Origin of the sequence: Bacillus luti (genome assembly GCF_009739945.1) — a bacterium.
GTDB lineage: Bacteria > Bacillota > Bacilli > Bacillales > Bacillaceae_G > Bacillus_A > Bacillus_A luti.
Genome location: NZ_CP040336.1, coordinates 3318948 through 3331621, shown reverse-complemented (window position 1 = coordinate 3331621; position 12674 = coordinate 3318948). Strand labels below are relative to the sequence as shown.

Sequence of the window (12674 nt, the reverse complement as noted above, 5' to 3'; positions counted from 1 at the left end):
AGAAAAATGACAAAAAAACCTTATAAAGTAATGGCTCTATCAGCACTTATGGCAGTATTTGCAGCAGGAAACATTATGCCAGCCCATACGTATGCAGCTGAAAGTACAGTGAAACAAGCTCCAGTTCATGCGGTAGCAAAAGCTTATAATGACTATGAAGAATACTCATTAGGACCAGAAGGCCTAAAAGATGCAATGGAAAGAACAGGTTCAAACGCTTTAGTAATGGATCTGTACGCTTTAACAATTATTAAACAAGGTAATGTTAACTTTGGTAATATATCGTCTGTTGATGCGGCTTTAAAAGGAAAAGTGATTCAGCACCAAGATACAGCGAGAGGAAATGCGAAGCAATGGTTAGATGTATTAAAACCACAGCTTATTTCAACAAATCAAAATATTATTAACTACAATACGAAGTTCCAAAACTATTATGATACGTTAGTTACTGCGGTAGATGCAAAAGATAAAGCGACTCTTACGAAAGGTTTAACTAGATTATCAAGTAGTATTAATGAAAATAAAGCGCAAGTAGATCAGTTAGTAGATGACTTGAAGAAATTCAGAAACAAAATGACGTCGGATACGCAAAACTTCAAAGGTGATGCAAATCAAATTACATCTATATTAGCTAGTCAAGATGCAGGAATCCCGCTTCTGCAAAATCAAATTACAACGTACAATGAAGCGATTAGTAAATATAATGCAATTATTATCGGCTCATCTGTTGCGACAGCTTTAGGGCCAATTGCAATTATTGGTGGTGCAGTAGTTATTGCTACAGGTGCAGGAACGCCGTTAGGAGTCGCGTTAATTGCAGGCGGTGCAGCAGCTGTAGGCGGTGGTACAGCTGGTATCGTATTAGCGAAGAAAGAGCTTGATAATGCACAAGCTGAAATTCAAAAAATAACAGGGCAAGTTACAACTGCTCAATTAGAAGTAGCGGGATTAACGAACATTAAAACGCAAACTGAGTATTTAACAAATACAATTGATACTGCAATTACAGCGTTGCAAAACATTTCAAACCAATGGTATACAATGGGATCAAAATACAATTCTTTACTTCAAAATGTAGATGCAATTAGTCCAAACGATCTTGTTTTCATTAAAGAAGATTTAAACATTGCAAAAGATAGCTGGAAAAACATTAAAGACTATGCAGAAAAGATTTATGCTGAAGATATTAAAGTAGTAGATACGAAAAAAGCATAATAATAATTAAACTGCTATAGCATTATGTATAGATAAAAGGTCTTTAAATAATAGAGAGCTCCTGGTCAGTAGTGAGCAGGAGCTTTTTTTACCTCTAATGTTTCATATCCTCATAAAAAGAATAGGTGATAAGTATGCGCAATAATTTCTATAAAAAATGTCTTTTAACGCTAATGATTGCTGGGGTGGCAACGAGTAATGCGTTTCCGTTACATCCTTTTGCAGCAGAACAAAATGTAAAGGTGTTACAAGAAAATGCTAAAAATTATTCTCTCGGACCAGCAGGATTCCAAGATGTAATGGCGCAAACGACATCGAGCATATTCGCAATGGATTCATATGCAAAATTAATTCAAAATCAGCAAGAAACTGATTTAAGTAAAATAAGTTCTATTAACAGTGAGTTTAAAGGAAATATGATTCAGCACCAAAGAGATGCAAAGATTAACGCAGCGTATTGGTTAAATAGTATGAAGCCTCAAATTATGAAAACGGATCAAAATATTATTGATTACAATAATACTTTTCAAGCGTATTATAATGACATGTTAATAGCGATTGACCAAAAGGATAACGTAAAGTTAAAAGCGGATTTAGAAAAATTGTATGCCGAAATTGTAAAGAATCAAAATGAGGTAGATGTATTACTAAGTAATTTGAAAGCTTTTCGCGATAGAATGGCGAAAGACACTAATAGCTTTAAAGAGGATACAAATCAATTAACAGCGATTTTAGCAAGTACGAATGCGGGCATTCCGGCTCTAGAACAACAAATCAATACATATAACGATTCAATCAAAAAGAGTAATGATATGGTCATTGCTGGTGGCGTACTTTGCGTAGCGTTAATAACATGTCTTGCTGGCGGACCGATGATTGCCGTTGCGAAAAAAGATATCGCAAATGCAGAACGAGAAATCGCCAATTTAAAAGATAGAATTTCTGGCGCACAAGCAGAGGTCGCAATTTTGACAGATGTAAAAAATAAAACAACAAACATGACTGAAACGATTGATGCGGCAATTACAGCATTGCAAAATATATCAAATCAATGGTATACAGTAGGGGCAAAATATAATAATTTACTACAAAACGTAAAAGGAATCAGTCCGGAAGAATTTACATTCATAAAAGAAGATTTACATACAGCGAAAGATAGCTGGAAAGATGTAAAAGATTATGCAGAAAAATTACATGAAGGCGTGGTGAAATAAACAGTGGACTAGTTCTGCTGTTTATTTTTTATCTCGTTCTTAGTGAGAGTTGGACTTGTAATTTGATAAATAAATTTTCCATGTGTTTTATCAATGTAGCTTTTGGATAATGTTTAGTCAAATTGATACTAATAACCTAGATAAAGTGAAACTTTAATCAGTGGGGGTTTTCTTCATCCCCCACTGATTATTAGCCTTCACCAATCGGACTTTTATGGGCAGTTGATCCCCCACCTAACTTCTTTGCTTTCGCTGCATTTTGAGGTGGGGGTCTTACTGCCCATTAAAGCGGGATAAACTTCTGATCAAGCTTTTAATATTTAATGTTTTAATGAAAAAAGCTATACTATAATCAAAACTAAAAATTGGAAAGGAAACACCAGAACATGGAAAATTATTTGTTATTTATCCTTACAGCAATGCTAATCATAATGATGCCTGGTCCTGGTTTTGCACTAGTTACAAAAAATACTATCGCACATGGTAAAAACGGTGGGATAAAGACCGTCTTAGGAACGGTATCTGGAATGATGATTCATACAATAATGGCTACGTTAGGACTCTCTGCTATCCTAATGAAATTTGCAATGTTATTTACATTTATAAAATACGCTGGGGCTTTTTATTTAATTTACTTAGCTGTAAAGTCAATTAAAAGTGCCGTTTCTAAAAAAGAAGATATGTCATGTTCAGTGGAAATGAATTCTAAGGATATTGGAACGGTTAAAAGCTTTAGACAAGGGTTTACTACGGCAATTTTAAACCCAAAAACTGCTGTGTTTTTTCTTAGTTTTTTACCCCAATTTATTGTGAGTAATCAAAATCATTTCCTCCAATTTCTTTTATTAGGAGTCACATTTACGACTTTGACAGCAATATGGTATTTACTTTATATCTCACTCATACGTCAATTAAGAACTTTTTTAAGAAAAGAACGAGTGAACCGTACAATTGAGGGTATTACGGGCGCAGTATTATTAGTATTTGGAGTTAGGTTGTTTTTCCAAAAATAAATATGTAAATGTAATGAGAGATAAATAGTGGTGGTTATTTCTCGTTTCATTTATTATAAAGCTACAATTTTATAATTGATTTTACATTTTCATACCAATTTTCTTATCTCAGGGTATTTACTTTTCTTAGCTTGCTTGTGATATGGTGTGCCTCTATATAAAAGAAACCACAGTTTACATCAAAACTGTGGTTTTTTGAAGTGCAAGGAATTACATAAATCATTAGTCACTATCTAAATTGTAATCCCGATTTATTAATATCTATTTTTTTAACTCTACAACAGAAACAAGTCTAGTTTAGAATGAAAGTAATGCAATTGTTTAACATATGTATCGCCATAACATATGCAAGGGATCTGTTAGAAATAAGATAAGCCGCAGTAAGTATCACTGCGCCAGGTAAATAAAGAGCAAAATCCGAAAGCTGGTTCGTATGAAGAACTGTAAAAATTATAATCGAAATGATAGATGCAATTGCAGTACCAATATAATGCGAAAATCGATTTAATAATATATGACGAAACACAATTTCTTCAAGTATTGGACCTAGAATACCAAATACAAGCAATGTAAATATAAGAGGTATCTCCGCACCTGTTTCAAGGAGCTGTTCTTGGTTCTCTGGTTGACCAGTTGCGAGAAAACGCATGACAGCTTGTTCTACAATTACTGTAAATAAAACCACCATAGGAATGCTTACTATTTTTAAAATTGTCTTCTCTTTAAAATAAATAAAACTTTCAATAATTTCTTTTCTAAAGAAAATTATTCCTACAAAAGCAGGTACAGTCAAACCGATTGCACTAAGAGCAAATTCTGATTCAACTAAATTGCTGTTAGTTAAAAGGGATAGGCCAAATAATATGAACAAGCCAATTTGAAGTAGTGCAAACATTGTATAAACTATTAGCATAATAATTTCTTTTTTATTCATTTTTATAAAGTTCACTTTATTGCCCCCATAATTAAATTACCTAGAATTTTTATAATTTCTTTCTGCATAACGTTCTCCTTATTAGATTATAAACCGGACGGTTCGGTCCGGAATCTAATGATACTATAAGTTTCTAGTCTTTTAAACCCTTTTTACAAAGTATTAACAAAATCAAAATGGCAAAAAATTAAAATATTTATATCTCCGTTTCTTATTAACAATCAAATTTCAGTATTCATTAATTAATAACGGTTCCTCTATTATAGAATGAAGTGCTAAGGTTTTTGACTGCAAGACTACGGAAGCTATCTAAATATACGAAGTGAAAGGGGGAGTAATTCAAACCCTTTAGCTAAACATATTAATAAAAACTATATATAATAGTCATATGTCTATACACTAAAGTTAAGTGTATAATTTTTACATCTTCTAAGATTTTAGGTAAAATTAGTTGTATAACATGACTGAATTAAACAATTGGTCATGTTGTTTTTTTGACAGAAAATTCATTTGAATAATATAGATAATAAAATTTGACTAATCTCTTTTCAAACTGTATTGTTTGAGGTTTCCATAAGGTAGGGATTGATAATATATTTCTGTACCAAACTTATTTATACTTACAAAAAAATTATCTAGGATATTAAGCTCGTTTTTATTAGGAGGATTACAAAGCATGACTAAAGTTGATAAGGTAAAAGAAAAAATTATTGAAACATCTTTATATTTATTTAATACTAATGGGATAACTCGCACATCCATCCAGGATATAATGACAGCTACTGAACTACCTAAAGGATCTATTTATCGTAGATTCAAAAATAAAGAAGAAATTGTTCTTGCTGCCTACGACAAAAGTGGTGAGATTATGTGGAGTCATTTTCATAAAGCAATGGAAAATAAAAAGACAGCAATCGATAAAATCCTTGCAATTTTCCTTGTATATCAAGATGCAGCTAATAATCCACCTATTGCTGGCGGCTGTCCGTTGCTTAATAGCGCAATTGAAAGTACAGGAGTATTTCCAGAATTACAAAAAGCTGCAGCAAAAGGTTATGATAATACGGTAATGTTAATGGCTTCTCTCATAAAAGAAGGAATAGAGAAACAAGAACTTAAGGAAGATATAGAGATTATATCGCTCGCTTCTTTTCTTGCATCTTCAATGGAGGGGGCTATTATGGCAAGTCGAGTATCTAACGATAATATACACCATCATTATTTTATTGAACAAATAAAACATCATCTTTTCTCTTATTCTAAATAAGTGAGAACTTACATTGCTTTCATCCAATTTTATAGACTTAAATTGAATAAACACCCCTCATAAAATGTATTTACTGTTTATGAGAGGTATTTAAATAGCTTTTTAGACGATGTTTAATGTTTCTTATTGGACGGCTTTGTTATCGTTACTGTAAAAAGTAATAAAGAATGAATTACATATAAATCGATTTATATGTTTCAAGCGTATCTATATTGAGTTTGTAAATCTACATAATAAGGTTTCATTGTAAATACTAAGTGTAGTAGAAGTATGGGTAGATAAAATTCGGTAGTCGAAATTTCTTACATAAAGCTGTATAATGCTTGTAACGAAAAGGAAATACAGGAAAGGATATGTAATGAGTTACTATGGATAAAGATAAACAACAATTAAGCGTTGAAGTTGCAAGGTTATATTATCAATCAGATTATAGTCAGCAAGAAATTGCTAACAAATTAAATATTTCAAGACCGACGATTTCTAGATTATTAAAGTACGCGAAAGAAAAAGGATTTGTTCAAATTAGTATAGCCGATCCATTTGCGGATTTAGATAACGTTGGGAATTTACTGAGAGAAAAGTACAACTTGTTAGAGGCACATGTCGTATTTTCTCCAGTGCCAGAATATGCAACGATTACAGAGTATATAAGTAAATATGCAGCTGAGTATATGGAAAAGACGGTTAAAAACGGTGATATCGTTGGTGTAAGCTGGGGAATGACGATGTATGAAATCGCTAGAAAAATTGTACCGCAACATGTAAAAGGTGTAGAAGTTGTCCAGCTAAAAGGTGGTATTAGTCATTCGAGTGTAAATACATATGCGAATGAGACGATAGCTTTATTTGCAGATGCTTTTCAAACGACGCCAAGAAATCTGCCTCTTCCAGTTATATTTGATAATGCAGTGACAAAAGAATTAGTAGAGCAGGATCGACATATTCATCACATTATCGAAATGGGGAAACAAGCGAATATTGCAATTTTCACTGTAGGAACAGTGCGAGACGAAGCGCTATTATTCCGATTAGGTTATTTCGATAAGGATGAAACGAGTTTACTCAAAAAACAATCGGTCGGTGACATTTGTTCACGATTCTTTGATGGGGACGGAAATATTAGTAGCGAAGAAATTAATAAGCGGACCATTGGAATTGAGTTAGAGGAGCTGAAATTAAAGAAACGCTCTATTTTAGTTGCTGGTGGTAATAGAAAAATAAAAGCAATTGATGGTGCGTTACGTGGCGGGTATGCAAATGTATTAATTATCGATCAGCATACAGCAAAAGAATTGTTGCATTATCAAAAAGGTTAGAAATAAAAGGCTTTCTCAAGATGTTAATTTTGAGAAAGCCTTTTATTTTTAGTATGAATAAATCAATGTGTAGTACCTTGTAAAGTATTTGTAAGGAACGCTCTTTGATTGATCTCCCTTTTCAAAGGTTAGGGAGTTAGCCATAATATCTCTATTTACAAAAATCCACCCATCCTCTTCCATCATATTGATAAAAGGTTCCATTTTTCCGCGTTTTACTAAGTATGGCGATTCAGCATCTACTGAACTTACTTCTACCATCTCTTTATTTTGAATAACGATTTTAGCCATAGCTAAAGCAAATGGAATAGGGTTACCTTCTTGGAAAATAACATCCCGTTTTTGGAAAATAAATATGGATAGTGAGGTGCATACTAGCAATGTGAATATAAAGAATTTCGACTTAAACAAGTGGTTCACATCCTTTCATTTACAAGTTTACACCATTTTCAATTTTTCTCAATAAATTCCTTTTTGTAAAATGATGAACAAAATTTCAAAAGTGTATTTACATTTGTTCAACTAAGAGTTAGAATGAAGTTGTTAAAAGATATGAGGAGTGAAGACAATGAATATTGCAAAATTAATTGACCATACAATTTTAAAAGCTAATACTACAAAAGAAGATGTTATGAAAGTAATCGAGGAAGCAAAGGAATATAAATTCGCTTCTGTTTGTATTAACCCAACTTGGGTAAAATTAGCGGCGGAAGAGTTAGCTGGACATGATGTAGACGTTTGTACTGTAATCGGTTTCCCATTAGGAGCAAGCACTACTGAAACAAAAGCATTCGAAACAAAAGATGCTATCGCAAAAGGTGCAACTGAAGTTGATATGGTAATCAACGTAGGTGCTTTAAAAGATGGCGACAATGAGTTCGTTGAAAAAGATATTTATGAAGTAGTACAAGCAGCAAAAGGAAAAGCTCTTGTAAAAGTAATCATTGAAACTTGCCTTCTAACAGACGAAGAAAAAGTTCGTGCTTGTGAATTATCAGTAAAAGCTGGCGCTGATTTCGTAAAAACTTCAACTGGATTCTCAACTGGCGGAGCAACTGCTGAAGATATCGCATTAATGCGTAAAACAGTAGGACCAAACGTTGGTGTAAAAGCATCTGGTGGAGTACGTACACGTGAAGATGCAGATAAAATGGTAGCTGCTGGAGCTTCTCGCGTTGGAGCAAGTGCTAGTGTTGCAATCGTATTAAATGATGCAAAAGGTGCTACAGATAACTACTAATCATTAATGATGTCAAAAGCAATAGATACACAAAGTAAAGTGTATCTATTGCTTTAACAACTTTAAAAAATGTAAGCGGATACGAATGGGAGGAGACGGCTTATGAAATACTTAATTGGTATTTTTGGCCTCGTATTGATTTTAGGTATCGCTTGGCTTGCTAGTAATGATAGAAAAAAAGTCAAATATCGCCCAATCATAACGATGGTTATATTACAATTCATTTTGGGGTTTTTATTATTAAATACAAGCGTAGGGAATATATTAATTAGCGGAATAGCAGATGGTTTTGGAGAGTTATTAAAATATGCCGCTGATGGTGTGAATTTCGTATTTGGTGGATTAGTAAATCAAAAAGAGTTTTCGTTCTTTTTAAGTGTATTAATGCCAATCGTATTTATTTCAGCTTTAATAGGTATTTTGCAACACATTAAAGTATTACCTATTATTGTGAAATCTATCGGTCTAGCATTAAGTAAAGTAAATGGAATGGGGAAACTAGAATCATATAATGCAGTTGCTTCTGCGATTTTAGGACAATCTGAAGTGTTTATTTCAGTTAAGAAACAATTAGGATTATTGCCAGAAAAAAGAATGTATACATTATGTGCATCTGCAATGTCTACCGTTTCAATGTCTATCGTCGGATCATATGGTGTTATTAAAACCGCAATATGTTGTAACCGCTTTAGTGCTTAACTTATTCGGTGGTTTTATTATCGCTTCTATCATTAACCCGTATGAAGTTACTGAAGAAGAAGATATGTTAGAAGTGCAAGAAGAAGAGAAAAAGACTTTCTTTGAAGTATTAGGTGAATACATTATAGACGGATTTAAAGTTGCGATTACAGTAGCAGCTATGCTAATTGGTTTCGTTGCTCTTATCGCATTCATCAATGCAGTATTTAAAGGTGTAATTGGTATCTCATTCCAAGAAATCCTTGGTTATGTATTTGCACCATTTGCATTTATTATGGGTGTGCCTTGGCATGAAGCAGTTAATGCCGGAAATGTTATGGCAACAAAATTAGTATCAAATGAATTTGTCGCTATGACAGATTTAGCACAAGGAAACTTTAATTTCTCAGACAGAACGACAGCGATTATATCTGTATTCTTAGTTTCATTTGCAAACTTCTCTTCAATTGGAATTATTGCAGGGGCAGTTAAGAGCTTAAATGAAAAGCAGGGGAATGTAGTCGCAAGATTTGGTTTGAAATTACTTTTCGGTGCAACATTAGTAAGCTTCTTATCAGCAACAATCGTTGGCTTATTATTTTAATAGATTCATATCATATAAAAAGGAATGGTGATTGTAATGAGAATGGTAGATATTATTGCGAAAAAACGTGATGGCAAAGAATTAACGACTGAAGAAATCAAATTCTTTATTAATGGATATACAGACGGAAGTATTCCTGATTATCAAGTGAGTGCACTTGCAATGGCAATCTTCTTTAAAGATATGACAGATCGTGAACGTGCAGATTTAACGATGGCAATGGTGGAGTCTGGAGAAACAATTGACTTATCAGCAATTGAAGGAATTAAAGTAGACAAACATTCAACTGGTGGTGTTGGTGACACAACAACATTAGTGTTAGGACCATTAGTTGCAGCTTTAGATGTTCCAGTAGCAAAAATGTCTGGTCGTGGCTTAGGACATACAGGCGGAACAATTGATAAATTAGAAGCAGTAGAAGGGTTCCACGTTGAAATTACGAAAGAGCAATTCATTGATATTGTAAACCGTGACAAAGTAGCTGTTATCGGACAAACAGGAAACTTAACACCTGCAGATAAAAAAATCTATGCATTGCGAGATGTAACAGGAACAGTAAACTCAATTCCTTTAATCGCAAGTTCAATTATGAGTAAAAAAATTGCAGCTGGTGCTGACGCAATCGTACTTGATGTAAAAACAGGTGCTGGTGCATTTATGAAGACCGAAGAAGATGCGAAAGAATTAGCACATGCAATGGTACGTATCGGAAATAATGTTGGACGTCAAACGATGGCTGTTATTTCAGATATGTCACAGCCCCTTGGTTTTGCGATTGGTAATGCTCTAGAAGTGAAAGAAGCAATTGATACGTTAAAAGGTGAAGGTCCAGAAGATTTAACAGAATTAGTACTTGTATTAGGAAGTCAAATGGTCGTACTTGCGAAAAAAGCAAATACGTTAGAAGAAGCGCGTGAAATGTTAATTGAAGTTATGAAAAACGGAAAAGCAACTGAGAAGTTTAAAGAGTTCTTAAGCAATCAAGGCGGAGACAGCTCAATTGTAGACAATCCAGAAAAAATGCCACAAGCGAAGTATGTCATTGATGTACCTGCTAAAACTTCAGGTGTTATTTCAAACATTGTTGCAGATGAAATCGGTATCGCAGCTATGTTATTAGGTGCTGGCCGTGCGACGAAAGAAGATGAAATCGATTTAGCAGTAGGATTAATGTTACGTAAAAAAGTTGGCGATGCAGTAAAAGAAGGCGAGCCATTCGTAACGATTTATGCAAATCGAGAAAATGTAGAAGATGTAAAAGCTAAAATTTATGAGAACATTTCTATCGCTGAAACAGCAGTTGCTCCTAAATTAGTTCATACAGTTATTACTGACTAAACATAACTATATTTATTTTGAGGAGGAAATAATATGGATAAGAAAAAATATATTGAAGAAGCAAATAAGATGTTATCAAAAGCGTATATTCCGTATTCTAAATTTCCTGTTGGTGCAGCATTAGTTACGAAAGAAGGTAAAATCTATACTGGTTGTAATATAGAAAATGCTTCTTATGGTTTATGTAACTGTGCAGAAAGAACAGCAATCTTTAAAGCGGTATCAGAAGGTGAGCGCGATTTTAGTTACTTAGTCATTACAGGAGAAACGGATGGACCGATTTCACCATGTGGTGCTTGTAGACAAGTAATTGCTGAGTTCTGTGATCCGAAAATGCCAGTATTACTAACGAATGTAAATGGTGATGAAAAAGAAGTGACTGTTGAACAGTTACTACCAGGCGCTTTCTCAATTGAAGATTTAAAATAAGTGAAGAATCCGTTCCACAATTAATAGTTGTGGAACGGATTTTTTATTTTCAAAAATAGAATGTAATATTTTGTTCATATTCCGTTCATAAACTTTGCATAAAATGATTGCAGCGAATATGGAAAGTTTACAGCAGGAGGAATACAATGAAGAAATTATATAATGCAGCATTCATTTACTTAATAATTGGATTATTATCAGGTGTATTTGCAAGAGAGTATACGAAGGCACAAGGAATTAAAGGATCTACTATGTTGCAATTAGTGCATACGCACGTGTTAGTATTAGGATTCATATTCTTTTTGATTGCTTTCGCTTTATTTAAGGTGCTTCAAATACAAGAAACAAAAAGCTTTTATGCATGGTTTATTGTATACAATGTAGGATTAATTTTTACTGTCGTTACAATGGTATTTAGAGGGATTTTACAAGTGAATGGAACAGACTTTAATGGTTTAAGCCATATGGCTGGATTGGCTCATGTTATTATAAGTGTCGGGCTCGTTTGGTTTATGATTTTGCTTAAAAAGTCTTTTAAATAGGTAGGAGTGGAGGATATGAATATAGCACTTTTATCAAGTATCGTAGCAGTTTGTATGGCTGTTGGAGTAATGTTTCTACGTTTTAAAGCAGCGAAAAAACCGGTAACGAAAAAGAAGATTATATTACCACCATTTTTTATGAGTACTGGTGCTATGATGTACTTCTTACCAGAGTTTCGGTTAACGTCATTAGAAATAGTAGAAGCAATTACTGTAGGGCTTATTTTCTCTATATTTCTTATTAAAACAACGAAGTTTGAAATAAGAAATGAACAAATATATATGAAACCGTCTAAAGCATTTATATTTATTTTAGTTGGGTTATTAGCAGTACGAGTAGCAATGAAATCGTATTTAAGTCAATCAATTGATTTAACAGAGTTAAGCGGGATGTTTTTCTTACTCGCATTTGCGATGATTGTATCGTGGAGAATTGCGATGTATCGCTCGTTTGCTAAATTAGAAAAAACATTAAAAAGAGCTGGAATTTCTATATAGGAAATCCAGCTCTTTTTATGTTTTATTGAAATTTTTTAGCCCGGAACTCATTTACTAAATTTCAAACGATCTTGAGCATCTTGTAATGCAAATGGCGTAACATTAATACCATTTGGATCAACAATTTTTGTGTTTAATAAAATGGAATCTAAGCTTCCACGAAATGTTTTTGTATAATTTTGACGCAACATTTGTTGTTCTTGTTTTTCATCAACTGTTAATCCAGATGTTCTTTCTTTTTTTGCTAATTCGTTAATACGGAATAAAATGTTTTGCATTTTGTTCACCTCTTATTTTAAATTAAATTAGTAACTTACTAATTTATAGCTATTGTAACTTGTTTAGTTGTTTGTGTCAATACTATCTAAAATTAAGCTAAAAATTGA

General features: G+C 33.2%; 13 protein-coding genes and 1 pseudogene. 11 read left to right on the top strand and 3 right to left on the bottom strand.

Annotated features, from left to right (window positions below):
* Window positions 1-6 precede the first annotated feature (6 nt).
* The 3 genes from nheB (at window position 7) to EUC40_RS16910 (ending at window position 3442) form a co-directional block, all read left to right on the top strand.
* Window positions 7-1215 (top strand): non-hemolytic enterotoxin NHE subunit B, encoded by a 1209-nt coding sequence (gene nheB / locus EUC40_RS16920; RefSeq protein ID WP_156576068.1) that lies wholly within the window; start codon window positions 7-9, stop codon window positions 1213-1215.
* Window positions 1216-1349: 134 nt separating this feature from the next.
* A complete protein-coding gene (nheC, locus tag EUC40_RS16915) occupies window positions 1350-2429 on the top strand; it encodes a non-hemolytic enterotoxin NHE subunit C (protein ID WP_156576067.1) in 1080 nt (359 codons plus the stop codon).
* A gap of 386 nt (window positions 2430-2815) precedes the next feature.
* The gene (locus EUC40_RS16910; RefSeq protein ID WP_156576066.1) at window positions 2816-3442 is read left to right on the top strand and encodes a LysE family translocator; all 627 of its coding nucleotides are present in this window, start codon (window positions 2816-2818) and stop codon (window positions 3440-3442) included.
* Window positions 3443-3734: 292 nt separating this feature from the next.
* Here the strand turns inward: EUC40_RS16910 and EUC40_RS16905 are convergent, their stop codons facing one another.
* Complete coding sequence (locus EUC40_RS16905; protein ID WP_156576065.1) at window positions 3735-4391, bottom strand: CPBP family intramembrane glutamic endopeptidase; 657 nt, start codon at window positions 4389-4391, stop codon at window positions 3735-3737.
* Window positions 4392-5052: 661 nt separating this feature from the next.
* Between EUC40_RS16905 and EUC40_RS16900 the strand changes: the two genes are divergently transcribed.
* Both EUC40_RS16900 and EUC40_RS16895 read left to right on the top strand, forming a co-directional pair.
* Entirely contained in the window at window positions 5053-5643 is a 591-nt protein-coding gene (locus EUC40_RS16900; RefSeq protein ID WP_071712441.1) for a TetR/AcrR family transcriptional regulator, read from the top strand.
* Between the two features lie 368 nt (window positions 5644-6011).
* Window positions 6012-6959 carry a DNA-binding transcriptional repressor DeoR gene (locus EUC40_RS16895; RefSeq protein WP_156576064.1) on the top strand — a complete coding sequence of 316 codons (948 nt, stop codon included), beginning with the start codon at window positions 6012-6014 and terminating at the stop codon, window positions 6957-6959.
* 48 nt (window positions 6960-7007) lie between these two features.
* Here EUC40_RS16895 and EUC40_RS16890 read toward each other — a convergent pair whose 3' ends face one another.
* Complete coding sequence (locus EUC40_RS16890) at window positions 7008-7370, bottom strand: hypothetical protein (protein ID WP_071712443.1); 363 nt, start codon at window positions 7368-7370, stop codon at window positions 7008-7010.
* Between the two features lie 157 nt (window positions 7371-7527).
* On the opposite strand from EUC40_RS16890, the gene deoC reads away from it, so the two are divergent.
* From deoC to EUC40_RS16860, 6 genes and pseudogenes are all read left to right on the top strand, one after another.
* The gene (gene deoC / locus EUC40_RS16885; RefSeq protein ID WP_001017444.1) at window positions 7528-8199 is read left to right on the top strand and encodes a deoxyribose-phosphate aldolase; all 672 of its coding nucleotides are present in this window, start codon (window positions 7528-7530) and stop codon (window positions 8197-8199) included.
* A gap of 102 nt (window positions 8200-8301) precedes the next feature.
* A pseudogene (locus EUC40_RS16880) lies at window positions 8302-9481 on the top strand (NupC/NupG family nucleoside CNT transporter).
* Between the two features lie 36 nt (window positions 9482-9517).
* Entirely contained in the window at window positions 9518-10819 is a 1302-nt protein-coding gene (locus tag EUC40_RS16875) for a pyrimidine-nucleoside phosphorylase (protein ID WP_001983022.1), read from the top strand.
* A gap of 33 nt (window positions 10820-10852) precedes the next feature.
* Window positions 10853-11248 (top strand): cytidine deaminase, encoded by a 396-nt coding sequence (locus EUC40_RS16870; RefSeq protein ID WP_156576063.1) that lies wholly within the window; start codon window positions 10853-10855, stop codon window positions 11246-11248.
* Between the two features lie 146 nt (window positions 11249-11394).
* Window positions 11395-11790, top strand: coding sequence for a DUF2871 domain-containing protein (locus EUC40_RS16865; RefSeq protein ID WP_071712444.1), 396 nt, complete (start codon window positions 11395-11397; stop codon window positions 11788-11790).
* A 15-nt stretch (window positions 11791-11805) separates the two neighbouring features.
* Window positions 11806-12288 (top strand): CcdC family protein, encoded by a 483-nt coding sequence (locus EUC40_RS16860; protein WP_071712445.1) that lies wholly within the window; start codon window positions 11806-11808, stop codon window positions 12286-12288.
* Window positions 12289-12335: 47 nt separating this feature from the next.
* Here the strand turns inward: EUC40_RS16860 and EUC40_RS16855 are convergent, their stop codons facing one another.
* A complete protein-coding gene (locus EUC40_RS16855) occupies window positions 12336-12566 on the bottom strand; it encodes a DUF896 domain-containing protein (protein ID WP_071712446.1) in 231 nt (76 codons plus the stop codon).
* Window positions 12567-12674 lie beyond the last annotated feature (108 nt).

Coding starts and splice junctions, on each gene's coding strand:
- EUC40_RS16860 (WP_071712445.1), top strand. CDS start 11,806: ATGAATATAGCACTTTTATCAAGTATCGTAGCAGTTTGTATGGCTGTT.
- EUC40_RS16865 (WP_071712444.1), top strand. CDS start 11,395: ATGAAGAAATTATATAATGCAGCATTCATTTACTTAATAATTGGATTA.
- nheC (WP_156576067.1), top strand. CDS start 1,350: ATGCGCAATAATTTCTATAAAAAATGTCTTTTAACGCTAATGATTGCT.
- EUC40_RS16875 (WP_001983022.1), top strand. CDS start 9,518: ATGAGAATGGTAGATATTATTGCGAAAAAACGTGATGGCAAAGAATTA.
- deoC (WP_001017444.1), top strand. CDS start 7,528: ATGAATATTGCAAAATTAATTGACCATACAATTTTAAAAGCTAATACT.
- EUC40_RS16855 (WP_071712446.1), bottom strand. CDS start 12,566: ATGCAAAACATTTTATTCCGTATTAACGAATTAGCAAAAAAAGAAAGA.
- EUC40_RS16870 (WP_156576063.1), top strand. CDS start 10,853: ATGGATAAGAAAAAATATATTGAAGAAGCAAATAAGATGTTATCAAAA.
- EUC40_RS16895 (WP_156576064.1), top strand. CDS start 6,012: ATGGATAAAGATAAACAACAATTAAGCGTTGAAGTTGCAAGGTTATAT.
- EUC40_RS16900 (WP_071712441.1), top strand. CDS start 5,053: ATGACTAAAGTTGATAAGGTAAAAGAAAAAATTATTGAAACATCTTTA.
- nheB (WP_156576068.1), top strand. CDS start 7: ATGACAAAAAAACCTTATAAAGTAATGGCTCTATCAGCACTTATGGCA.
- EUC40_RS16910 (WP_156576066.1), top strand. CDS start 2,816: ATGGAAAATTATTTGTTATTTATCCTTACAGCAATGCTAATCATAATG.